The 24,980-nt window shown below is 67.4% G+C and carries 12 protein-coding genes and 1 pseudogene; 7 read left to right on the top strand and 6 right to left on the bottom strand.

All coding sequences use genetic code 11. The features are described from left to right. Nucleotides 1-13 precede the first annotated feature (13 nt). Nucleotides 14-538 (top strand): MarR family transcriptional regulator, encoded by a 525-nt coding sequence (locus ABS45_RS06205; RefSeq protein WP_291554163.1) that lies wholly within the window; start codon nt 14-16, stop codon nt 536-538. 61 nt (nt 539-599) lie between these two features. Here the strand turns inward: ABS45_RS06205 and ABS45_RS06200 are convergent, their stop codons facing one another. Both ABS45_RS06200 and ABS45_RS06195 read right to left on the bottom strand, forming a co-directional pair. Continuing rightward, nucleotides 600-1,340, bottom strand: coding sequence for a LytTR family DNA-binding domain-containing protein (locus ABS45_RS06200; RefSeq protein WP_291554161.1), 741 nt, complete (start codon nt 1,338-1,340; stop codon nt 600-602). Nucleotides 1,341-1,351: 11 nt separating this feature from the next. Beyond that, on the bottom strand, nt 1,352-2,389 hold the full coding sequence (locus tag ABS45_RS06195; RefSeq protein ID WP_291554159.1) for a histidine kinase: 1,038 nt from the start codon (nt 2,387-2,389) through the stop codon (nt 1,352-1,354). A 40-nt stretch (nt 2,390-2,429) separates the two neighbouring features. Between ABS45_RS06195 and argH the strand changes: the two genes are divergently transcribed. Continuing rightward, on the top strand, nt 2,430-3,887 hold the full coding sequence (gene argH / locus ABS45_RS06190; protein WP_291554157.1) for an argininosuccinate lyase: 1,458 nt from the start codon (nt 2,430-2,432) through the stop codon (nt 3,885-3,887). Between the two features lie 48 nt (nt 3,888-3,935). Here argH and ABS45_RS06185 read toward each other — a convergent pair whose 3' ends face one another. Both ABS45_RS06185 and ABS45_RS06180 read right to left on the bottom strand, forming a co-directional pair. Then, entirely contained in the window at nt 3,936-5,381 is a 1,446-nt protein-coding gene (locus ABS45_RS06185) for an Nramp family divalent metal transporter (RefSeq protein WP_291554155.1), read from the bottom strand. Nucleotides 5,382-5,566: 185 nt separating this feature from the next. Next, nucleotides 5,567-8,938 carry an EAL domain-containing protein gene (locus ABS45_RS06180; protein WP_291554154.1) on the bottom strand — a complete coding sequence of 1,124 codons (3,372 nt, stop codon included), beginning with the start codon at nt 8,936-8,938 and terminating at the stop codon, nt 5,567-5,569. 106 nt (nt 8,939-9,044) lie between these two features. Here ABS45_RS06180 and ABS45_RS06175 point away from each other — a divergent pair. Together ABS45_RS06175 and ABS45_RS06170 are read left to right on the top strand one after the other, a co-directional pair. Then, nucleotides 9,045-15,007, top strand: a pseudogene (locus ABS45_RS06175) (MG2 domain-containing protein). Nucleotides 15,008-15,131: 124 nt separating this feature from the next. Then, nucleotides 15,132-18,230 (top strand): EAL domain-containing protein, encoded by a 3,099-nt coding sequence (locus ABS45_RS06170; RefSeq protein WP_291554152.1) that lies wholly within the window; start codon nt 15,132-15,134, stop codon nt 18,228-18,230. A 7-nt stretch (nt 18,231-18,237) separates the two neighbouring features. On the opposite strand, the gene ABS45_RS06165 is transcribed toward ABS45_RS06170, so the two are convergent. Then, nucleotides 18,238-19,533, bottom strand: a complete 1,296-nt coding sequence (locus ABS45_RS06165) for an amino acid deaminase (RefSeq protein ID WP_291554150.1) — start codon at nt 19,531-19,533, stop codon at nt 18,238-18,240. Nucleotides 19,534-19,596: 63 nt separating this feature from the next. Here ABS45_RS06165 and pbpC point away from each other — a divergent pair, with 63 nt between their 5' ends. The 3 genes from pbpC (at nt 19,597) to ABS45_RS06150 (ending at nt 24,323) form a co-directional block, all read left to right on the top strand. After that, nucleotides 19,597-21,873, top strand: coding sequence for a penicillin-binding protein 1C (pbpC, locus tag ABS45_RS06160; protein ID WP_291554148.1), 2,277 nt, complete (start codon nt 19,597-19,599; stop codon nt 21,871-21,873). Between the two features lie 138 nt (nt 21,874-22,011). Beyond that, entirely contained in the window at nt 22,012-23,523 is a 1,512-nt protein-coding gene (locus ABS45_RS06155; RefSeq protein ID WP_291554147.1) for an AMP-binding protein, read from the top strand. A 131-nt stretch (nt 23,524-23,654) separates the two neighbouring features. Beyond that, nucleotides 23,655-24,323: a DsbA family oxidoreductase gene (locus ABS45_RS06150; RefSeq protein WP_291554146.1), complete on the top strand. Its 669-nt coding sequence runs from the start codon at nt 23,655-23,657 to the stop codon at nt 24,321-24,323. Here the strand turns inward: ABS45_RS06150 and ruvC are convergent. Further along, entirely contained in the window at nt 24,317-24,880 is a 564-nt protein-coding gene (gene ruvC / locus ABS45_RS06145; RefSeq protein WP_291554145.1) for a crossover junction endodeoxyribonuclease RuvC, read from the bottom strand. The two genes, ABS45_RS06150 and ruvC, sit on opposite strands and share 7 nt — an antisense overlap. Nucleotides 24,881-24,980 lie beyond the last annotated feature (100 nt).

The raw sequence follows: 24,980 nt of genomic DNA, 5'->3' as shown, positions 1-24,980 counted from the left end.
TGCCGCATGAACCATGAAGATCAGCCCCGCCGAAATCGAGAACTATCCTGGTTACTTCATCCGCCGTCTGCAGCAGATGGCAGTGGCGTTGTTCGCGGATGAAGTGCAGGACTGGGGCATAACGCCAGTCCAATACGCGGCCTTGTCTGCGGTGTCGCGCCACCCGGGGATGGATCAGCGCACGCTGGCGCAGCAGATCCACTTTGATACGTCGACGATAGGCAGCGTGATTGACCGGTTGGAAGCGCGAGCTTGGCTGGAGCGGCGTCTGAGTCCGCAGGACCGGCGCGTGCGCCTGTTGCACGCCACGCCAGAAGGTCTTGCCTTGCTCCGGAAAGCCGAGCCGGCCGTACTGCGTGTGCAGCAGCGCATTCTTGCCCCCTTGCCTGCAGGGCAGAGAACGCAGTTCGTGCAATCCATGATGGCCCTGGTTGCCGCGTGGGATGCCGATGCAGCGTCGGAGGTGCCCGCATCGGCGCTTGCCGACGTGCAAGGCACGCGCAAACGGGGGCGTCCGGCGCGAGCGCGAAGTAGCTGAAGAAGCCTCTGCGTGAAGGTATTGCTGACCGTGGCGGCGCCGCTTTTTCAGCCCACTGCGGTCAGCGCTCCTGCATGAGAAGCTCGCGCACCGCTGCGACCTGGCGACGCGAGACCGGCAGCAGTTCGGTGCTGCCGCGCAGCCGTACTGCCCAGCCGTCACCCTCGTCCAGTTCCGGATGGCGTTCGAGCGCGCGCAGCGCCTGGCGCACGACCAGCAGGCTGCGGTGGATGCGCACCAGTTCCTGCGGATGGCGCGCCTCCAGCTCGGTCAGCGCGCCGTCGATCACATAGCTGCGCGCGGTGGTCTTGAGCGTCAGATATTTCTGCTCGGCGCGGATGTAGAGCACTTCGGCCAGGGGGATGCGCTCGGTGCGCCCCTGGTCGCTCACGAGCAGCGTCGGGCCGTCCGGCCTGGCAGCCGCTGCCGGGGTGGGCGGATGGATGGTGCGCCCGGCCTTGGCCAGCGCCTGCTGCAGCCGCTGCAGGCGTACCGGCTTGGTCAGGTAGTCGGCGGCGTCGATCTCAAAGGCGGCGAGCGCGTGCTCTGCATGTGCGGTGACGAACACGATCGCAGGCGGCTCGGGCAGGCGCTGGATCAGGTGCGCCAGTGCCATGCCGTCCTGCCCGGGCATGTGGATGTCCAGCAGCACCACGTCAAACGCCGGCGGCTGGTGCAGCAGCGCGAGTGCCTCACCGGCGTGGCCCGCGTCCACGACCTGGTGGCGCGGGTCGCATTCGGCCAGCAGCGTGCGCAGGCGCTTGCGTGCCAGCAGTTCGTCGTCCACGATCAGGATGCGCATGGGCAGGCCTTTCAGGTGGCCGGGAGGGTGATGCGCACGCGCCAGCGCCCTTCGTGCAGACCGGCGCTGAACTCTCCGTCCACGTCGTGCAGCAGCTTGAGGCGTGCGCGCACGTTCTTCAATGCAATGCCGTTGCCTTGGCCGGGTGCCAGCGCGACCGATTTGGGCGGCAGCGAATTGGTGATGGTGAGCACCACGCGCGCACCGCGGCGCTCGGTGCGCACCTCGATGCGGGCGGTCAGCGGCGACGGTTCGACACCGTGCTTGACGGCGTTTTCCACCAGCGGCTGCAGCAGCAGCGGAGGCACACGCGCGGTGTTGGCGCGTTCATCGAGCTGCCAGGCCAGCTGCAGGCGCTCGCCGAAACGGATCTGCTCGATCGCCAGGTAATGGCGCGCGAGCTCGATTTCCGCTCCCAGGGTGGTGATGTCGCCCTGGTCGAGCAGGGCATGGCGAAACAGCTCGCTCAGGTCTTCAAGCAGGGTTTCCGCCTTTGCCGGATCTTCGCGCACCAGCGCGATGGCGCTGTTGAGGCTGTTGAAGAGAAAGTGCGGGCGGATGCGTGCCTGCAGTTCGGTCAGGCGGGCCGTGGTAGCCGCGGGGGTGCGCCCGCGTGCGCGCAGCAGCAAGGCGGCCACCAGCAGCGCGGACAGCAGCGCGCCGGTGGCGCCGCTGGCGATCCAGTGCGGCTCACCGCCCACTGGCGCCACCTGGGCGAGCAGCGCACAGGCCAACAGACCAGCGAGCACGCCCAGCGCCACGCCGGCGCCCACTTGCAGCGGCACCCGGGCACCCTGCAGGATGCGCTTGAGGCTGCAGGCGGCGAGCAGCCAGGCCAGCGTGGCGGGCAGCGCGGCACCGGTCAACAAGGACAGGATCCCAAGCCAGCCGAACAGGTCCCCCGCAACAAACATCGCCGCCACCGCCAGCACCAGCTCCACGCACAACACGGCGCGCAGCACCACGCCCGCGCGGCAGGCGTCAAAGATCAGCATGCCCGCATCTGCGGGCTTGCCGGCCCTGGTCGATAGAATTTGCGGCTTTGTCATTGCTGGCGCCGTGGCTCTCCCGGTGCCGATTATTGCTGCCATGCCTGCCGCTTCTTCTTCTCCCTCTCACGATCAACTTGCAAGCAAGGGCGAGGCTTGGTCGGCGCTGTTCTCCGAGCCCATGAGCGATCTGGTCAAGCGCTACACCGCCAGCGTGTTTTTCGACCAGCGCCTGTGGCGGGCCGACATCGCCGGCAGCCTGGCGCATGCCGAGATGCTGGCGGCGCAGGGCATCATTGCCCAAGAAGATCATGCGGCGATCGTCAAGGGCATGGCCAGCATCACGGCCGAGATCGAGGCCGGCCGGTTCGACTGGAAGCTCGATCTGGAAGACGTGCACCTGAACATCGAGGCGCGCCTGACGCAGCTCGTGGGCGATGCCGGCAAGCGCCTTCACACCGGGCGCAGCAGGAACGACCAGGTGGCGACCGACGTGCGCCTGTGGCTGCGCGGCGAGATCGACCTGATCCACGGCCTGCTGCGCGCGCTGCAATGGGCGCTCGTCGAGGTGGCAGAAAGGAATGTGGACACCATCCTGCCGGGTTTTACCCATTTGCAGGTGGCGCAGCCGGTGAGCTTTGCCCACCACCTGCTGGCCTACGTGGAGATGTTCGCGCGCGACGAGGCGCGCATGCAGGACGTGCGTCGGCGCGTGAACGTGCTGCCGCTGGGCTCGGCGGCGCTCGCGGGTACCACCTACCCGCTGGACCGCGAACGCGTGGCGAAAACCCTGGACATGGAAGGTGTGTGCCAGAACAGCCTGGATGGCGTCTCCGACCGCGATTTCGCCATCGAATTTGCCGCCGCCGCCAGCCTGGTGATGCTGCACATCTCGCGCCTGTCCGAGGAGCTGGTGCTGTGGATGAACCAGAGCGTGGGCTTCATCCGCATCGCCGATCGCTTCACCACCGGCTCGTCGATCATGCCGCAGAAGAAGAACCCCGACGTGCCGGAGCTGGCGCGCGGCAAGAGCGGGCGTGTGGTCGGTCATCTGATGGGCCTGATCACGCTGATGAAGGGCCAGCCGCTGGCCTACAACAAGGACAATCAGGAAGACAAGGAGCCGCTGTTTGATACCGTCGACACCTTGAAGGACACGCTGCGCATCTTTGCCGAAATGATCGGCGGACAGGTGAACCCCGCCACCGGCGCCAAGGAAGGTGGCATCAGCGTGAATGCCGAGGTCATGCGTGCCGCCGCGATGAAGGGTTACGCCACGGCCACCGACCTGGCCGACTACCTGGTGAAGAAGGGTCTGCCGTTTCGCGACGCGCACGAGACCGTGGCACATGCCGTCAAGGCGGCGCAGTCGGCGGGCGTGGATCTCTCCGAATTGCCGCTCGCGACCTTGCAGGGCTTTCATCCGGCGATTGCGGCCGACGTGTTCGAGGTGCTGAGCCTGGAAGGATCGCTGAACGCGCGCGCCACGCTGGGTGGTACGGCGCCGGTGCAGGTGCGCGTGCAGATCGCACGCCACCTTGACCGGTTGAAAATCTGATTTGATAGCTGCCAGCGCATGCCCATCAAGCGCTGGAGCCACATTTCATTAGAACAATTTGCCGAACTGGTCGATCAGCAGGTAGATCGAGAAACCGCCGTAGAACACCACGGCCCACCAGATCGCGGCGTAGCGCACGCCCTTGAGACCGATCGCGCGCGGCAGCATGCCGCGGTTGAGCTGAATCAGCAGCACCGAGTAGACGAACATCACCAGGCCGTTGAGCGAAGAGGCGATCACGAGCAGCAGCAGCGGCTGGCTCACGCCCGAGAGCAGGATGGTCGAGCCGAAGATGACCATCAGCCACACCACCAGGAAGTACAGCCGGCTCTCGCTCCAGGTCTTGCTGTCGCGCAGCCAGTTGGTCTTGCAGATGTCGGCAACGATGCGCCCGATCATGTCGATCACCGCCAGGTTGGTCGAGAGCAACACCACCACCCCGGTGAACCAGTAGGCGTGGCCGGCCCAGCCACCTGCCTTGGCATTGAGGTTTTCACCCAGCAGGCGCACGAAGTCGAAATTCTTGGCACTGCTGCCCACGCCGACATAGGTGTAGGCCAGCGCCATGAAGAGCAGGATGGCCAGCAGCCCGAGGACAAAAAAAGTGATGAATTGTTCGCGGTCGGCCACACGCCACCAGCCGCGCCAGCGGCGCAGGTTCTCTTCGTTCTGCGGGAAAAAATAGCCGATCGCGCCCGAGGTGGTTTCCTCGCCCGTGATCGGCGAGACGATCTTGGGCAGGTGTGCGCCCATGCCCATGCCCTTGTCGCGGATCCAGTTCGACTGCGCCAGATTCATCACGCCGCCGGCGCCGGCAAATGCGATCGCGCCCAGCAGCAGCGCCACCGGGATCTTGCCTACGGCCTCGGGGATCTTGGGCACCTCGGCGGTGAAGCCGCCAAACAGTGCCGACCATGATTGCCCGTTCAGCAGGCCGAACAGCATGTAGAGCATGAAGAGCACGATCAGCGCCACCAGCAGCGTCTGGATCTTCTCGACCGTCTTGTAGACCACGGGCGAGACCGTGAGCACGATCGCGATCAGCACCAGCGAGGCGATGGTGATGGGCAGCACCTTGTCGGCCGACAGCCCGAAGGCATAGGTCAGCGCGGTTGAACTGCCCGATGCCCAGCCTGGCCACATCCACGGCACGACGGCCATGATGATGAACAGCCAGCTCCAGTGCTTCCACAGGCGGGTGAAACCCGTGACCGCGGTCTCGCCCGTGGCCATGGTGTAGCGCTCTATCTCCATGTTGAGGAAATACTGCGTCAGCACGCCGATCGTGGCGAGCCAGACCAGCGCCAAACCGGTCTGCGTTGCCATGTAGGGCCAGAGCACGAATTCGCCCGATCCGACCGAGCCGGCCAGCAGGATGACGCTCGCGCCTATCACCTTCTTCATCGGCAGCGGCTCGGGCAAGTCCTTGTATGTGACGGCCGGCAGGTTGTCGCTGCGGATCTCGGGTGCAACGCGGGATTCGGATGGGGCCATGTGCAATACCTCTCGTAAGAAACAGGGTTTACAACGAAGGCCGTGCGGCAGGCCACGGCAGCATGGCGCTTGGGTACATCTGGTAACTCGACCGCCTGTGGCCATGCTACGCGGGCGCGCTGTTACAAACAACCGGGTTAACCAGTAGCGTCTGGATGCCCCAGGGGCACTGCCGCAACGCAGGTTCAGCGCGTGGAGCGTGCCGTCATCCAGGCTTCGAAGGCATCGATCGACACCGGCCGACTGAAAAAGTAGCCTTGGTAGGCATGGCAGCCGCTGGCGCGCAGAAAATCGCGCTGCTCGGCCGTTTCCACGCCTTCGGCGATCACCTGCAGGCCCAGGCTGTCGGCCAGTGCCACGACCGTGCGGGCGATCGCCGCGTCGTTGGCATCCAGCAGCACGTCGCGCACGAAGCTTTGGTCGATCTTGAGCTGATCGAGCGGCAGGCGCTTCAGGTAGGAGAGCGACGAATAGCCGGTGCCGAAATCGTCGAGCGAAAAACCGACGCCGTGCTCCTTGAGCGTCTGCATCTTGGTGATGACGGACTCGATGTCTTCGATCAGCAGGCTCTCGGTCAGCTCCAGTTTGAGGCGCTGCGCCGGGGCACCGCTGTCCGACAGCGCCTGCAGCACCTGCTCAACAAAATCCGGGTGGTGGAACTGGCGCGCGCTCACGTTGACCGCGATGCTCAGGTGCGCGCGCGCGGGATCAAGCGCCCAGGCAACGAGCTGGTGGCAGGCGGTGTCAAGCACCCAGCGGCCCAGCGGCAGGATCAGGCCGGTTCTTTCAGCCAGGCCGATGAATTCGCCCGGTGGCACCATGGTGCCATCGCTGGTGCGCCAGCGCACCAGGGCCTCGGCGCCAATGACCGCGCCTGCGTCGTTCACCTGCGGCTGATAGTGCAGCTCGAACTGTCGTGCCTGCAAGGCGCTGCGCAGCGCCTGCTCCAGTGCGATGCGTCGTCCCAGCGCCGCTTGCATCTCGGGGTCGAAGAAGCTCAGCGTGTTGCGCCCCGACGCCTTGGCGCGGTACATCGCCATCTCTGCCTGCTGCAGCAGTTGCGCGCGGTCGCAATGGCCCTGATCGAACACCGCGATGCCAATGCTGGCACTGTGGTGGTGCTCGCCTGTGCTCAGCGCATAGGGGGCATCGAGGGCCTGCAGCAGCCTCTCGGCCTGGGTTTGCACCTGCGCCACGGCCACCGACGCGTCGGTGCCCAGGCCTTCCATCAGCACTGCAAATTCGTCGCCGCCCAGGCGCGCCAGGGTGTCGCCCTCGCTGATGAGCGAGGTCAGCCGATGCGCCGCCTGCTGCAGCAGGCGGTCGCCAGCTTCGTGCCCACGGGTGTCATTCAGACTCTTGAATTCGTCGATGTCGATGATCAGGAGCGCGCCGTGCTGGGGGTTGCGCTCGCCCAGCGCCAGCGCATGACCCAAGCGATCGAGCAGTCGGCGGCGGTTGGGCAGGCGCGTGAGCAGATCGGTGTAGGCGAGTTGCTCGAGCCGTTCCTCGGCGTCCTTTTGCTGGCTCATGTCGGAGAACGAGGCCACGTGGTGCACCACCGCGCCCTGCGCATCACGCACTTCAGAGACCGACAGCCATTGCGGATAGATTTCGCCGTTCTTGCGCTTGTTCCAGACCTCACCCTGCCAGTTGCCTTCGCGTGCGACGGCCTCGCGCACCGCCTTGAAGTAGCTGTCGGCATGGCGCCCGGACTTGAAAATGCGCACGTGCTGACCGATCGCCTGCGCGCGCGTGTAGCCGGTGATGCGCGTGAACATCGGGTTGACGTTGAGCACTCGGCCGTCCAGTCCGGTGACCATGATGCCTTCGATGCTGTTGTCAAAAAAGGCGGCTGCCTGGCGCAGGTCTTCTTCCATGCGTTTGCGCGCGGTGATGTCGAACATCACGCCGACGACGCCTCCGATACGGCCCGAGAGATCGATGAAGCTGGCCTTGTGAAGCTGCATCTCGTGCACCGAGCCGTCGCCATACTCCACCGGCTCTTCGAAGCTTGTCTGCCCGATCTCGCGCAGCAGCTGACGGCCGGCCTCTTCGGTATGGCGGATGAGGAAGTCGGGCCGGACCTGGCGCAGCGTCTTGCCAACGAAATCCTGCACCGGCTTGCCCAGCACCTGCTCGAAGGCGCGGTTGCCGCCCAGGTAACGCTCCGCGGTGTCCTTGTAGAAGATGGGTGTGGGGATGGCGTCTAGCAGCTGGTGCATGAAGCTCAGCTGCTGGCGCAGCTGCGCCGTGCGTTCGGCTACCTGCCGCTCCATCTCGGCATTGGCCTGCTGCAGCGCGTGGCTGTGCTCCTGCAGCAGGCGCTGGTTGTGCATGCGCTCGGTGATGTCGTTGCCCGTGCCGTGGTAGCCCAGAAAGACGCCGTGGACATCAAAGCGCGGCGCGCCGCTGACCGACAGGTAGCGCACCTCGCCATTGCGCATGGCCAGGCCGTACTCGAACTGGCGAAAGGGCTCGCGCCGCTCGTGCAGCGCGATGTGCTCGGCGCGCTGCGCGTCGCTCACGCCCAGCATGGGGCTGTCCCAGCGGCGCTTGCCAACGAAATACTCGGGCGGGACATGCAGCTTGTCGAGCACGTTGCCAAAGGTGCGCGTGAAGCGGTGCTCGGCATCCTGCTCCCAGAACCAGTCGGTGGAGAGCTGCACCAGCGTATCGAGGGTGCGCGTGCGTTCCTGCACCAGCAGCTCGGCGTCGTCGCGTGCATTGCGCAGCGCATCCAGCAGCTGCTGGCGCTCGGTTACGTCGGTGTAGGTGGAGACCACGCCGCCGCCGGGCAGCGCGCGGTCGGCGATCGCGATGCACTTGCCCTGGAGCGTGCGGAACTGGAAGTCGTTGCTTCGGCCGGCGCGCAGACGCTGCATGCGTTCATGCACATGCTCGGCGAGCTGCGGCACGTCCTGCATGCCTTGCAGCACCAGGTAGCGCGTGATCATGGCTTCCAGCGTCTGCCCGCGGGGTTCGGGCTCCTGCAGCCAGTCCATCACTTCGAGAAAGCGCCGGTTCCAGACCACCAGGCGCAGCTGCTCGTCAAACAGCGTCACGCCCTCGGTGATGTGCTCCAGCGTCTGGTGCAGCCGTGCGACGCTGAAGCGCACCGCCGTGCTGGCGTGCTGCAGCAATTCATTGAAGTTGGCGACGGGCGCCAGGGGTGCGTGCAGCGAGGATGCCTCACCGCCGACGATCTGCAGAAGCGAGGTGACGCAAAAGCGCACGACGTGCGCCAGCGGCCGCACCACGGGCAATGGCCCGGCGATGGTGAAGCAGGTGAGGCGCTGGCCATCGAGGTCGATGGCGGTGAGCACCCCTTCGCGCACCACGCCGGAGCTGGCGGCTTCTTCGCGGCTTACGCTGCATTCATCCATCTCGCCGCGCATGATGCGGGCGGCCACCGGGTGTATGCGCCCTATGCGTGCCGGATCGCCCGAGGCGAGGATGCGCCCCTCGTGGTCCATGAAATTGCAGACCAGCGCCAGTTCTGCCTGAAGCATGTCGCACAGGCTCTGACCGAACTGGACGTTAAAGCGTGGTGGCATGGTGCAGGTCTTCGAGGTCTGGGGTGGCGCATTTCCAATGGGTGGCGGGAATGCTGCTCTCAGGCAGTACAGTTTATGTTCACAAAAAGGCGTCGAGGGAGGTTTTATGCGACGGAAACAATCGGTTGCATGGTCTGTGCTGGCGGTGGTAGCAGGCCTGTGGAGCGTTGCGGCCAGCGCCTTGGGCGTGAGCGCGGTATCGCCCCAGGGCGAGGTGTCACGGGTGCGGCAGGTGGTGGTCAAGTTGGATGCCGCTGCCGTGCGGTTTGGCGATGCCAAGGCCACCGCGCCGTTTGCCGTGCGTTGCAGCGATGCGGATGCCTCGCGCGGGCAGGGCCGTTGGCTCAGTGACCGGCAGTGGGTGTTTGACTTTGCTGCCGACCTGCCGCCCGGCGTACGCTGCGAAGTGGTGCCGGAAAAATCATTCAAATCGGCCTCTGGCGAAGATCTGAAAAGCGCTAAAAGCTATCATTTCAGTACTGGCGGTCCGCAGTTGCAGCGCGTCTGGCCCGGCAGTTACAACACCATCGAAGAGGCGCAGGCCTTCATCGTGCAGCTGAGCGGCGAGGCCAGCCCGCAGAGCGTGAGCGAACATGTGTGGTGTGACATCGAAGGGCTGGGTGAGCGCGTGCCGGTGCGCGCCGTCGAGGGCGCCGAGCGCGAGATGCTGCTCAAGGCCAAGCGCCTGCAGGAAGCCGCCGCCAAGGAGCCGCAGCGCTACCTGACGCTGGCCTGTGCGCGCCGCGCCAGTGCCGGGGGCAAGCTGCAGCTGGTGCTGGATGCGGGGCTGGCGACGCCAAACGGTGTTGCGACGCACCAGGCGCAGCGCATCGACTACCGGGTGCGCGAGGCCTTCACGGCCGATTTTTCCTGCGAGCGCGAGAACGCCCAGTCCGCCTGCCTGCCGATACGGCCGATGTCACTGTCTTTTTCCGCGCCGGTGCCGCGCAAGCTGGCGTTGGCGATTCGGCTCAAGGGCGCGAGCGGGCAGGCGCTCTCGCCGCTGCAGGATGCGCAGCAGGGCCAGGCGGGCGACGATCTGGTCGATGCCATCGCGTTCGCCGGCCCGTTCCCGCCGGAAACGGCGTACCAGCTGGAGTTGCCTGCGCAGTTTGCCGATGCCTCCGGCCGGGAGCTGGCCAATGCGCAGAGTTTTCCGCTCAAGCTGGCCACCGGACCACTGCCGCCGCTGGCCAAGTTTGCTGCCGCGCCCTTCGGCATCATCGAGCGGTATGCGGAGGGCCCGGACGGGCCGGCGCTGCTGCCGGTGACGCTGCGCCGCGTGGAGCAAAGCCTTCAGGTGCAGAACCTGCAGCCGGTGGCGCAGCCGGGAGCCAGGGTCAGCACCTTGCGGCCGGATACGGATGCCCAGGTGATACGGTGGCTCAACCGCGTCGAGATGTTTGAAAACACCTGGCTTGCGCGCAGCAAGGCCGGGAAAGAGGTCAGGGACCCTCTGCCTCCCCCGATCAAACCGCGGGCTGCGGCGGGGGGCGACCAGGAGCAGCCCAGAGGCATTGACGAGAACGAGTACGTGCAGGCACGCCGCGTCTCGCTGCTGGCGGGCCGTGATGGCGTGACGACACTGGAGCTGCCAGCGGCCAAGCGCGGCGATTTGCGTCCGTTCGAGGTGGTCGGCATCCCGCTGCCTGCGGGCTTCAATGTGGTGGAAATCGCGTCGCCCTTGCTGGGGCAGGCGCTGCTGGACCCGGGCTATGGCTCGACGCGCACCATGTATGTGCGCACCACGGCGCTGGTGACCAATCTGGCGGTGCATTTCAAGCTGGGGCGCGAGAACGCTCAGGCCTGGGTGACCACGCTGGACAAGGGCCAGCCGGTGGTGGGCGCGACGGTGCGCGTTTCCACCTGCAAGGGGCAGGAACTGGCCAGCAGCACGACGGACCAGAGCGGCATCGCCGAGTTCAAGGATCTCTCGCCCGAGCCCCTGCTGTGCGAGGAGCCGAACTGGCGCCGGGCCTACTTCGTCAGCGCCCGCGCGCAGGACGACATGGCCTTTGTCTGGAGCGATTCACAGACCGGGATAGAGCCCTGGCGGTTTGGCTTTTCCACCAGCACCCAGGCCCAGCCCGATGAGCTGGCGCGCAGTGTGCTGGACCGCACCCTGGTGCGCGCGGGCGAGACGGTGTCGATGAAGCACCTGTTGCGCAGCGAAACCCTGGGCGGCTTTGCGCTGCCGGAAAAGCGCCCCACCCAGCTGACCATCACGCACGTGGGCAGCGGCCAGCAGTTCAAGCAGCTGCTCACCTGGCGCAAGACCCCCACGGGAGGGCTGTCGGCGGTCAGCAGCTTCCAGGTGCCGGCGGCCGCCAAGCTGGGCGAATACGACGTGCGGCTGGAAACCCCCAAGGGCCAGCAGAGCTTTTACGGCGCGAGCTTTCGCGTGGAGGAATTCCGCCTGCCGGTGTTCACCGGCAGCGTTGCGCCGGCCGAAGCCGGGCCGCTGGTGCAGGTGCGCCGGCGGCGCAGCTGCCGGTGCGTGTCTCGGCGATGGTGCGGGACAAGGGACTGATGTTTGACGGTTACGGTGAATTCAGCTTTGGCGTGCCGGCGGCGGACGCGCAGGTGCAGGGCGATGAGGACGCGCCGCCTGCCGCATCGTCGGCCCGCGTGGTGGCCGACAAGCTGGCGCTCACGCTGGACAAGAATGGCCAGGGTCAGGTCACGTTGACCGATTTGCCGGCCGTGCGCGAGCCCATGGAACTGGTGCTGGAAGCCAGCTACGCCGATCCCAACGGCGAGGTGCAGTCGCTGCGCAGCACGCGTACGCTCTGGCCGGCGGCGGTGGTGGCCGGCATCAAGACCGAAGGCTGGGCATCGAGCGGCAGCAAGCTGCGTTTCCAGGCACTGGCGCTGTCCACCGACGGCACGGCGCAAAAGGGTGTGCCGCTCTCGGTGCAGGCGATTGCACGCACCACGACGACCAGCCGCAAGCGCCTGGTAGGAGGCTTTTACAGCTACGACAACCAGACCCAGACCAAGGATCTGGGCACCGTCTGCACGGGTGTGAGTGACAGCCGCGGCCTGGTGCTGTGCGATGCCAGGCTGGAGCAGGCCGGCGAGGTGCAGCTGGTCGCCACCGCGCGAGACAAGAGCGGCAACGAGGCGAAAGCCGCGACCTCGATCTGGATCACGCAGGAGGGCGAACTCTGGTTTGGCGGCGAGAACCACGACCGCATTGATCTCTTGCCCGAGAAAAAGCGTTACGAGCCCGGCGAGACGGCCAGGCTGCAGGTGCGCATGCCGTATCGCCACGCCACGGCGCTGGTGAGCGTGGAGCGCGAGGGCATCATCCGCAGCCAGGTGATGGAGCTCGATGGCAAGGACCCGACGATAGCGCTCACGGTCGATGGCGGTTGGGCGCCCAATGTCTATGTGAGTGCTCTGGTGCTGCGCGGGCGGCTGAGCGAGGTGCCGTGGTACAGCTTCTTCACCTGGGGCTTCCGGGAGCCGAGGCAGTGGTGGCGCGCGTTTCGCGTCGACAGCAAGGAATACATCGCGCCGACGGCGATGGTGGATCTCTCCAAACCCAGCTTTCGCTTTGGCGCGGCCATGATCGACGTCGGCCTGAAGGCGCACCAGATGGATGTGCAGGTGAAGGCCGATCAGCCCACCTATGAGGTGCGCGGCAAGGCCAGGGTAAGCATAGAAGCGAAGCTGCCCGACGGCCAGCCCGCCGCACATGCCGAGGTGGCGGTCGCTGCGGTGGACAAGGCCTTGCTGGAGCTGGCGCCCAACGGCACCTGGGATCTGCTGCAACGCATGCTGGGCACGCGGGCCTGGGGTGTCAGTACCTCCACGGCGCAGATGGACATCGTCGGGCGGCGCCACTACGGCAGGAAGGCCGTGCCCGCCGGCGGCGGCGGCGGCCACGCGCCCACGCGCGAACTGCTCGATACGCTGCTCTTGTGGAAACCGGTCGTGGAGCTCGATGCCAACGGGCGCGCGCAGGTCGAAGTGCCGCTCAACGACGCGCTCACCACCTTCGAGATCGTCGCCGTTGCCGATGCCGGCGTGGGTTTTTTCGGCACCGGCAAGGCCAGCATCCGCAGCACCCAGGATCTGCAGATCATCAGCGGCCTGCCGCCGCTGGTGCGCGAGGGCGATGCCTTCCGCGCCCAGATCACGCTGCGCAACACCACCGACAAGGCCATGAAGGTGGAGGTGGCGCCACGCGCCACGCTGTTGACGCTGGAGCAGCAGAGCGTGGACATTCCCGCAGGCGGGGCGCGCGAGCTGGCATGGAACGTGACCGCGCCTGAACAGCTGGGGCAGACGCGTTTGCAGGAGCTGCTCTGGGAGATCGCCGCACGCGATACGCAGGGCAAGGCGCGCGATGCGCTCAAGGTGAGCCAGCGCATCCTGCCTGCCGTGCCGCTCACGGTGCAGCAGGCCACGCTGGTGCAGCTCGATGGCTTCTTCAACCTGCCGGTCGCGGCGCCCGCGGATGCGCTGCCCGGCCGCGGCGGCCTCAGGCTGGCGCTGCAGCCCAGGCTGGCCGAAGGTCTGCCCGGCGTGCGCGATTGGTGGGCCAATTACCCGTTTGCCTGCCTGGAGCAGAAGGTCGGCAAGGCGATAGGCATGAACGATGCCGCGGCGTGGAAGATACTGGCGGCGCAACTGCCGACCTACCTGGACGAAGATGGCCTAGCCACCTACTTTCCGCCGCGCGCGGGCGATGCGCACCGCGGCAGCGACACGCTGACCGCCTACCTGCTGGCTTCCAGCCATGAGACCGCGCGCCTGCACCCGGAGTTCACGCTGCCTGCCGATGCTCTCAAGGCCATGCAGCAGGGCTTGACGGCGTTTGTCGAAGGCCGGATAGAGCGCCGGTTCTGGAGCCCGCGCAAAGACCTCGAGCTGCGCAAGCTGGCGGCGATCGAGGCACTCGCCCGCTATGGCAAGGCCGATGCGCGCTGGCTGCAGTCCATCACCATCGCTCCCAACCAGTGGCCCACGCACGCGGTGATCGACTGGGTCAGCATCCTGCAGCGCGGACGCGCCGTGCCGCAGCGCGAGCAGCGCCTGCACGAGGCGATGCAAATCCTGCGCGCGCGCCTGTCCTGGCAGGGTACGCGCGCCGCCTTCAGCACCGAGCAGAGCGACTACTGGTGGTGGCTGATGCAAAACGGCGACGTGAACCTGGCGCGCCTGATCCTGACGGTGATGGACGACCCCGCCTGGAAGGACGACATGGGGCGCCTGGCCAATGGCTTCATCGCGCGCCAGCAGCGCGGCGCCTGGCACACCACCACGGCCAATCTCTGGGGCTTGCTGGCGCTGGAGGCCTTCAGTGCCAAGTTCGAATCCGCACCCGTGACCGGAGTGACGCGCGCTGTCATGGGGGATGCAAGGGCCAGCGTGGACTGGTCCAGGGTGGTGAGCGCCAAGGCCGCGGATGAAGGCGGTGCAATGCACCAGACCACCTGGTTCGGCGCGCCCACGGCCGCGGGCAACTACCTGAACAACACCATGTTCATGCCCTGGGGCAAGACGGCGACGGGCGGCGATCTGCTGGTCACGCACGAAGGCAGCGGCAAGCCCTGGCTCACGCTGCAGTCGGTAGCGGCCGTGGCGCTCAAGGCGCCGTTCAGTGCGGGCTACACCGTCACGCGCAGCGTCACGCCGGTGGAGCAGGCCGACAAAAACCTGCCTGACGGGCAGCATGCGCGCGGCGACGTGTTGCGCGTCACGCTGGAAGTGGATGCACAAACCGACATGACCTGGGTGGTCTTGAGCGACCCGGTACCCGGCGGCGCGACCATCCTGGGCGGCGGCCTGGGGCGTGATTCGGAGATCGCTGCACGCGGTGAAGAGGCGCAGGGCAATGGCTGGCTGGCGTTCGAGGAGCGCAGCTTCGAGGCGTACCGCGCGTACTACCAATACCTGCCCAAGGGCAAGACGCGGCTGCAGTACACGCTGCGCCTGAACAACGTTGGCAGCTTTGCGTTGCCGCCCACGCGCATCGAGGCGCTGTATGCGCCCGAGATGTTTGGTGAAGTGCCGAATGCGCGGGTGCGGGTGCAATCGGTCGATAGTCAAAAACAATAGCTTGTTGCGCTGCAATGGCAAGCGCAGAAGCCGTTTTTTGTTATAAACCGGACATCACCGTCGCGGCAGCGGTGGTGTCTTCGCCCATGTGCCGTGTATCCACCAGCGGGAGCTTGTTGTGCCCTTGCCACGTCCTGCAGCCCATTGGCTGACGGCCGCCGCGATCCTGATCGCTGGCGCGGCCGTGACGTGGCTGCTGGTGCTGCAGCAGCGCAGCACCAATGAGCACGCTGCGCAGGAGCGTTTTGCCAACGAGGTGAACGCGGCCACCGACATTCTGGCGGCGCGTCTGAAGGGCCATGCCAACATCGTCGCCGGCATGCGTGATCTGTTCACCGCCGCGCCGGATCTGGGCTGGCAGCGCTTCAATCGGGTGGCGGATGAGCGCGATTTCCAGCGCGCCTACCCCGAGATGCGCAGGCTGTCCTTCGCGCGCCGGGTGCCGCAGGCTGATCTGCCCGCGTTCGAGCGACGCCTCGCGGCGCAGGCGCGCGAGGCCGGGCGCGAGGTGGCGGGCGCCATCATCCATCCGCACGTCGATGCCCCCGAGCACTTCATCGTCGAATACCTGTGGCCATGGGATGAGCAGGACTCCATCTGGGGTCTCGATCTCGCCGATCGCCCCCTGTTACTGGCCGCGGCACGAGCGGCAGGTGAGGGCGGTGCAGCGGTGGCGTCGCCGCCCATCACACTGCGCGATTTGCCGGTGCATCCCGAGGGCTACACCCTGCGCTATCCGGTCTGGGGCGATGCCGATGCGCCGGGCCAGCGCCCTTTCGTCGGCACCGTGACCGCCACCATCCGCGTCAGCGACATGCTCGATGCACTGCAACGCGCCGGCGTGCTCGACGGCCTGGCGCTGCGGCTGGAAGACGTGGGGACAGTTGCCGGCGCTGCGCCTGCGTTCATGGGCCAGACGGCGGATGTGGCGGCGCTGCGCCAGCGCTTTGCTGCGGGCGAGGTGGTGCGTACGCTGGAGGTGCACGGCAGGCGCTGGCGCCTGAGCTATGCGCCCACGCTTGCGCTGCTGTCGCAGGCCGAGCGCACCCTGCCGAGCTGGATCGCTGGTGCGGGCCTGCTGTTTTCGCTGGTGCTGGCGCTGGCGGCAGGACTGCTGTTGCGTCAGCGATCTCAAGCGATAGCGCGCGGCGAGGCGGCTGAACGCGTGCGCCGCGCCAGTGAAGAGCGGCTGCACGCGGTGTTCGAGCAAGCCGCGGTGGGCATGGTGCTCGTGAACATGACGAGCGCGACTTTCGAGCGCGTGAACCAGAAGTACTGCGACATCCTGGGCTACACGCAGCAAGAATTGCTCGGCCGCACCGTCGAGAGCATCTCCGCGCCCGAGGACCAGGCGGAGAACCTCGCCCTGCGGGCCAGCCTGGGCCGCGGCGAGATCACGGCCTTTCACCTGGAAAAGCGCCTGCTGCGCAAGGACGGTTCGCAGGTGTGGGTCGATCTGACCGTCTCGCCGGTGGTGCAGCAGGACGAGACCATCCGCTACAACATCGGCGTGATCCAGGACATCACCGAGCGGCGCGCAATGAGAGAGGCGCTGCGTGAGAACGAACAGCGCCTGCGCGCGATTCTGAATCACCTGCCGGTGGGCATCGTGGTGTGGCAGCGCAGCGGCGGCGTGGTCTATCGCAACCGCCAGTTCGTGGAGATCACAGGCTACGACGAGGCCAGGCTCAGCCATGTCGACCAGTGGTGGCGCCTGGTCTACCCGGATCAAGTCGTACGCGAACGCATGCTGGCGCAGTCATCCGGTGGCAGCGTCGAGTGGTCCGAGCATGAGGTGCGCTGCGCGGATGGCGAAACCAAGCCGCTGGGCATTTCCGGCGTGCGCTTTCAGGAATCGCTGCTGTTGATCGTCGAGGATCTGAGCCTGCACCGTGCGGCCGAGGATGAGATCAACTACCTTGCCTCATACGATCGGCTCACCGGCCTGGCCAACCGGCGTTTGTTGACGGAGCGCCTGGACCATGTGCTGGCAGCCAGTGCCGCCAATGGCCAGTGCGGCGCGGTGCTGATGCTGGACCTGGATCACTTCAAGACGCTCAACGAGACGCGCGGCCACGACTGCGGCGATGCGCTGCTGCGCCAGGTGGCTGTGCGCTTGCGCGGCTGCGTCGGCGCCGACGACATGCTGGCGCGCCACGGCGATGATGAATTCGTGGTGGTGCTGGCGGGCGCGCAGACCTCGCTGCAGGATGCGGCAACCCATGCGCGTGCGGTCTCCGAACGCATTCTGGCAGCGCTGCGCGCACCGTTTGCGCTGGATGGCGAGCACTACCACAGCACCGCCAGCGTCGGCGCCGCCGTCTTTCGCGGCAGCGACGAGAAGGTGGATGAGTTGCTGCAGCGGGCCGACATGGCGATGTACCAGGCCAAGGCCGCAGGGCGCGATACGCTGTGCTTTTACGACCCGCAGATCCAGCAGCGCGTGCAGGCGCGCGTCCAGCTCGAACGCGATCTGCGCGCGGCGCTGGAACAGCGGCAGTTCGAGCTGCACTACCAGGCGCAGGTGCAGGGCGGCGCCATCACCGGCGCGGAGGCGCTGCTGCGCTGGCGCCACCCGGTGCGCGGCTTCATCTCGCCCGCCGAATTCATCCCGCTGGCGGAAGACACCGGGCTGATTCTGGCCATTGGCCAGTGGGTGCTTGAGACCGCCTGCGCCCAGCTGGCGGCCTGGGCGGGCGAGCCGCTGTTTGCGGCGCTGAAACTGGCGGTGAACATCAGCCCGCGCCAATTTTCACAAAGCGATTTTGTCGCGTTGACGCTGGCGGCGGTGGCCAGCAGCGGGGCCGATCCGCGGCGGCTGGAACTGGAGCTGACCGAGGGGCTGCTGCTGCAGGACCTGGAGGGCACGATCGCCAAGATGACGCAGCTCAAGGCCTACGGGCTGGATTTTTCACTGGACGATTTCGGTACCGGCTATTCCTCGCTTGCGTACTTGAAGCGCTTGCCTCTGGATCAGCTCAAGATCGACCAGAGCTTTGTGCGCGACGTGCTGGTCGATCCCAACGACGCGGCGATTGCCCGCACCATCGTCGCACTGGGCACCAGCCTGAATTTGCGCGTGATCGCCGAGGGCGTGGAGACCGAGGCGCAGCGCGCCTTTCTGCAGCGCCACGGCTGCGATACCTGGCAAGGCTATCTGTTCAGCAAGCCGCTGCCGGTGGACGCATTCACCGCGCTGGTGCGCCGCTCGCCGGCGCCGTAGCGCGGCATCAGAAAAACGTCTGGATCGCGCCGCTCACGCGCCCGTCGTCCTCGACGATGGGCATCCAGCGCCATTTGTCGAAGGTGGTGCAGGGGTGGGAGATGCCGAGCTCGACGCGGTCGCCGATGCGCGGCAAGGCGCTGGCGTGCGCGCCGGGGGGAAAGCGCAGATAGGCATGCTGGTCGTTGAGTGCGCTGATGCGCCAGTCGGGCGGCGCCGCCACGCTTTCGAGCGCGCCGCGCCGCGCCAGGCCGATGGGGATCGGCATTTCCAGATCATGGGAAATGTCGCGCTTGCCGCAGCCGAGCAGCGCCAGGCCGGGCTCGGGCAGCGACTGCACCATGGCCCAGACGCTGAGCGCGGGCAGCAGTGAATCCTGCAGTCCCTCGCGCTGCTCCACCAGGTGCAGATAGCGCCGGTAGTTGCCGTGGTCGTGCGTGAGGTAGCAGCCTGAGCGCAGCACGCCGCGCACCGGGCACGACAGGCCGCGCGCCTGCAGCAGCGGCACGACGAGGTCGAACACCGCCGAGCCGCCGGCGCTGAGCACGATCTCCGGCGCCGATGCGGCCCACAACCGCTCGGCGTCGATGGCGTGCGCGACGGCGAGCGCGCGGCGCACCAGGTCGCCGACGGCGTCGGCATCGTGCGCGCTGTCGCAGTGCGCCGCCACGCCTTCGTAGCACTCCAGGCCCGCCAGGCGCGCGGCGCCGCTGGCCGCGATGGCGCGCGCCAGCGTCAGCGCCTGCTCTGCGCTGCGGCAGCCGGTGCGCGCGCCGGGCTCGCCGATTTCGAGCAGCACATCGAACACGCGGGCGCTGGCGCGCCGGCGCTGCCAGTCTTCGAGCAGCGCGAGCTGCGCCGGGGCATCGACGAGAAAGCACAGCCACAGATCGGGGTGGCGCGTGAGCAGCGCGTCCAGCACATCGAAATCGGCGTCGCAGACCACCTGGTTGGCGATCACGATGCGGCGCGCGCCGGCGGCCACGCCCACCGCCGCCTGGAACGCGGTGGCGAAGGTCAGGCCCCAGGCGCCCGCTTGCAGCTGCAGGGCGAACAGCGCGGGCGCCATCGTCGTCTTGCCGTGGGGCGCGAGTGAGACGCCCTTGCGCCGCGCGAAATCCTGCATCCACGCGAGGTTGTGCGTCAGCGCCGATCGTTTGAGCACCGCCAGCGGCAGCGGCAGGTCGCCCGCGAGCAGGTTCCAGCCACGCTCGGCGATGGCGCTGGCGGCGCAGGGCGCGGCGGTCTGTGGAAAGCTCTTGAACGAGCCGTCGAGCAAAAAATCGGGGAACGCAGGGGGCATGGCGGGCCGATTATCTGCCTCACCCATCGCGCTCGGCGCGGGCCGGCGGGCATACTTGCGCGCATGCGGTGCGGTGTATCGGGTAGCGGGTTGGTGGCGCGAACGGGCGGTGTGCGTTCGGGCCGCGAGGCGGTGCTGCGCGGGTGCCGGTGGCTGGCCGGCCTGTTCGGCGCCGCTCTTGCGCTGGCGGCGGCGCCGGCGCTGGCCTCGCCCGGCTTCGACGCGGTGCGTGACGGTTTCCATTCGTCCGAGACCCTGCTGCTCTCGCGCGAGGGCGCGGTGCTGCAGCGCATGCGCACCGATGCCACGGTGCGCCGGGGCCAGTGGGTGGCCTTGGCCGAGATGTCCGCCGCGCTGCGCCAGGCGCTGATCCTCAGCGAGGACAAGCGCTTTTACGAGCATAGCGGCGTCGATTGGGCGGCGGTTTCGGCGGCAGCCTGGGCCAATCTGCTCAACCGCAAGACGCGCGGTGCGAGCACCATCACCATGCAGCTTGCGGGCCTGCTCGATGAGGATCTGCGTGCCAGCAGCGGCGGGCGCAGCCTGACCGCCAAGGCCGGGCAGGCGCTGGCTGCGCGCGATCTGGAGCAGGGCTGGCGCAAGGACCAGATCCTGGAGGCCTATCTCAACCTGGTGCCGTTTCGCGGCGAGCTGGTGGGCATCGATGCGCTGAGCCGCACGCTGTTTGGCAAGGCGGCGCATGGGCTGGATGCGCGCGAGGGGGCGGTGGCCGTGGCGCTGGTGCGCGCACCCAATGCCAAGGCGCAGGCGGTGGCGCGCCGGGCCTGCGGCGTGCTGCGCCTGATGCAGACGGCGGCGGATTGCGAGGCGCTGGATTTCTTCACCGAGGCAGCGCTCAAGCGCCGGGCGTTTGACACAGCCGAAGGCATTGCGCCGCACTTTGCGCGCCAGTGGCTCAAGACCGCCCACGCCAAAGGCGAACGCACGCCGCTGAGCGCGCCGCTGCAGCGCTTTGCAGGGGAGTTGCTGCAGCGTCATCTGCGCGAGCTGCGCGGGCGCAATGTGCACGATGGCGCCATCGTGGTGCTGGACAACGCCAGCGGCGAGGTGCTGGCCTGGGTCGGCTCCTCTGGCAGTCTGAGCGCGGCGCCCGAAGTCGATGGCGTGCTGGCGCTGCGCCAGCCCGGCTCCACGCTCAAGCCGTTTCTGTACGCGCAGGCGATCGCCGAGCAGCGCCTTGCCGCCGCCTCGCTGGTGCACGATGCGCCGACCCAGATCCCCACCGCGGGTGGGCTTTACATCCCGCAGAACTACGACCGGCACTTCAAGGGCTGGGTCTCCGTGCGCACGGCGCTGGCCTCGTCGCTCAACGTGCCGGCGGTGCGCACGCTGGTGATGGTCTCGCCCGATGCCTTCTTTGCGCAGCTGCGCGCGCTCGGCTTGCCGCTGCGCGAATCGGGCGGCTATTACGGCTACAGCCTGGCGCTGGGCGCGGCCGAGGTGCCACTGCTGCAGCTGACCAATGCCTACCGCACGCTGGCCAATGGCGGGCGCTACACGCCGCCCGCACTGCGCCTGGGGCAGGCCGCAACGCGGCCGGTGCAGGTGGTGCCAGCGGCTGCCGCCTTCATCGTCGCTGACATGCTTGCCGACGCCAATGCCCGCGTGCCGACCTTCGGGCCGGACAGCGTGCTGAACACTCGCTTTTGGACCGCGGTGAAAACCGGCACCAGCAAGGACATGCGCGACAACTGGACCGCCGGCTGGTCGGCGCGCTACACCGTCGGCGTGTGGGTGGGCAATGCGGCGGGCGGCGCCATGCACGATGTCAGCGGGGTGAGCGGCGCGGCGCCGATCTGGGCCGAGCTCATGGGCTGGCTGCACCGTGGTGTGCCCAGCCACGCCCCCGAGCCACCTGCGGGTGTGGTGCGCGCCGCCGTGCGCTTTGCCGCACCGAGCGCGGAGGCGCCGCGCGACGAGTGGTTTGTGCGGGGGACGCAGCAGGCACTTTTCTCCATCAAAACAGGAGCTGGAAGCGCGGGTACAGCAAGCGCTACAGCTGTAAATCATCCTGAATCCATTGGCGTGAACCCGCTCGCACGCGGGCGCATTCTGGCGCCGGCGTCGGGCACCATCCTGGCGCTCGATCCCGACATTCCGCCCAGCCACCAGCGCGTCTGGTTCGAGGCCGCGGGCGCCGCGGCCGCGGCCTGGCACATCGATGGCAAGCCGGTGGGGCGCGGCCCGCGTGTGGCCTGGCTGCCGTGGCCGGGGCGCCATGAGGTGCAGCTCGTCGACGCGGGCGGGGTGGTGCTCGACAGGGTGCGGCTGGAGGTGCGCGGCGCGGGTTCGAAAGCAGCCGTGCTGCCGTCGCGCTGAGGAATCCTGCATGGACTGTGGGAGCGGCTCAAGCCCCTCCCACCCAATGAAACCGGGCTGCGGTTTGCCGTGTGCAGCAGATCGTGCGGCACGCTCCTATAGTGACGTGATCCGCGAGCCATTCGGGAATCACACGCCATGAACATTGCCAGCCTGCTTGAACGTGCCGCCAAGCTCTACCCCGAACGCCCGGCGCTGCTGCACGGCGCGCGCGTGCGCCACACCTATGGCGAACTGGGCGCGCGGGTGGCCGCGCTCGCCGCCCACCTGCGCGATGCATGCGCGGTCGCGCCGGGCGAGCGCGTGGCGATCTACAGCGCCAACGCGCCCGCGTATCTGGAAGCGCAGCAGGCGATCCACTGGTGCGGCGCGGTGACGGTGCCGGTCAACTACAAGCTGCACGCCAAGGAGCTGGCCTACGTGCTGCAAGACAGCGGCGCGCGCGTGGTTCTCGCCTCGCCCGAGCTGCGCGAAGCGGCGCTTGAGGCGGGCACCGCGCCCGATTGCCTGCGGGTTCTGGCCAGCCCCGAATGGGAGCGCGCGGCCAGCGGCGCGGCCATGGCGCTGCACGACAGTGCGCCCGAGGACGTGGCCTGGCTGTTCTACACCTCGGGCACCACCGGGCGGCCCAAGGGCGTGATGCTGACCCAGCGCAACCTGCTGGCGATGACCATGGCCTATTTCACCGACGTGGATGATGTCGCGGCAAACGATGCGATGGTCTACGCCGCGCCGATGTCGCACGGCGCGGGGCTGTACAACTACGCGCACATCCTGCGCGGCGCGCGCCACGTGGTGCCTGAGTCCGGCGGGTTTGATCCGGCGGAACTGGCCAGTTTGGCGAAAGAGGTAGGTCATCTTTCGATGTTCGCCGCGCCGACCATGGTGCACCGGCTGGTGGCGCACCTGAAGCAGACCGGACAAGGGGGTGAGGGCTTCAAGACCATCGTCTATGGTGGCGGGCCGATGTATGTCGAAGACCTGCGCCAGGCGCTGGCTGTGATGGGCCAGAAATTCGTTCAGATTTATGGCCAGGGCGAGAGCCCGATGACCATCACCGCACTCTCGCGCGAGCACCTGGCCGCCACCAATCACCCGCGCTGGGCTGAGCGCATCGCCTCGGTCGGCGTCGCGCATGCCTGCGTGCAGGTGCGCGTGGCGAACAGTGAAGACCGCGACCTGCCCACGGGCGAGCTCGGCGAGGTGCTGGTGCGCGGCGAGACGGTGATGGCCGGCTACTGGAACAACCCCGGGGCCACGAAGCAGACGCTGCGCGGCGGCTGGCTGCACACGGGCGACATCGGCAGCTTGGATGCCCAGGGTTTCCTCACGCTGCGCGACCGCAGCAAGGACATGATCATCTCCGGCGGCTCCAACATCTACCCGCGCGAGGTGGAAGAAATCTTGCTGCTGCACCCGCGCGTGAGCGAGGTCGCGGTGGTCGGCGAGCGCGATGCGGACTGGGGCGAGATCGTCGTTGCCTTCCTCGTCGCCGACGGCGAGCCCGTGCCCGATGCCGAGCTGGACGCGCTGTGCCTCGCGCACATCGCGCGGTTCAAGCGGCCGAAGCACTACCGCTGGCTGCCTGCGCTGCCCAAGAATGCCTACGGCAAAGTGCTCAAGACGGAGTTGCGGGCACGGATAGGGTAGATGGGCAAGGTCAAGCTGGCGTTGCCGCAGGTCGATGGTGAGTTCGAGGCGGATGAGCTATTTCATCCGCGAACTCTGGTGGCCTGTGGTCATCGTATCTGTGCACGCTTTGCATTGCTTGAAAGGAAACCATGCCCGCCACGCCCGTCACCCTGAAAATCGATTTCGTCTCCGACGTGGTCTGCCCCTGGTGCGCCGTGGGCCTGCACGCACTTGAACGCGCGGCCGAGGCGCTCAAGGATGAGGTGGTGCTGGAATGGCACTTTCGGCCCTTCGAGCTCAACCCCGGCATGGCGCCCGAGGGGCAGGACATGGCCGAGCACCTGCATGAAAAATACGGCTCCACGCCCGGGCAGCAGGCTCAGATGCGCGAGCTCATCACCGCGCGCGGCGCCGAGGTGGGCTTCACCTTTCACCTGGATCAGCGCTCGCGCACCTGGAACACGTTCGACGCGCACCGCCTGCTGCACTGGCTGGGCGAAGAGGGTCAGGATGGGCAGCAGCGCGCGCTCAAGCATGCGCTGCTGGCGGCGTATTTCACCGAGGGCAGGAATCCGTCCGATCACGCCGTGCTGCTGGCCATCGTCGCTCGCTTGGGGCTGGATCAAGCGCGTGCGGCAGCCATTCTGGCGAGTGATGAATACGCCGATGCCGTGCGCGCCGAGGAGGCGCATTACCAGCGCCTGGGTATCCGCTCGGTGCCGTCCATCATCCTCAACGACCGTCACCTGATCTCGGGCGGGCAGCCGGTGGAAGTCTTCGAGCAGGCCTTGCGCCAGGTTGCGGCGCAAGCTCAGTAACTGCGCCCGCCCTTGTACATCGCGTGCTGGCGCCGGTGCAGCGTGGCCACCTCGCCCACGCGGGCCATCGCGGCGCCCGCATGCGCGTGCGTGATCGCCAGGCCCAGCGCGTCGGCCGCGTCGGTACCGGGCAGACCGGGCAGGTTGAGGAGCCGACGCACCATCTCCTGCACCTGCGATTTGGCCGCGCGCCCGTGGCCGACGACGGCTTTCTTCATCTGTAATGCGGTGTACTCGGCCACCGGCAGGCTGGCGTGCACCAGCGCGGTGAGCGCCGCGCCGCGCGCCTGACCCAGCAGCAGCGTGGACTGCGGGTTGACGTTGACGAAGACGATCTCCACCGCCGCGCAGTCGGGCGCGTAGCGCTCGGCCACCTCGCTGATGCCGTCAAACAGCAGCTTGAGCCGCCCGGGCAGATCACCCAGTGCCAGATCCGAGCCGCCGCGGCGCGTGGTGCGTATGGTGCCGCTGGCGACATAGGCCAGGCGCGCGCCGTGGGCTTCGATCACGCCGAAGCCGGTGGTTTGCAGGCCGGGGTCAATGCCGAGGATTTTCATTGCTTTTGAAATGAGAGCGGCTGGCGCTTGATGGACTGTCGATTGGGCCGAATATGCACGGTTTGCGCAAGCCCTTCACTCCTCCCGGGGGCAGCAGCGG

Source organism: Comamonas sp. SCN 65-56 (assembly GCF_001724135.1).
Taxonomy (GTDB): Bacteria; Pseudomonadota; Gammaproteobacteria; order Burkholderiales; family Burkholderiaceae_C; genus Comamonas_C.
This window is presented reverse-complemented; position numbering and strand designations above follow the sequence as displayed.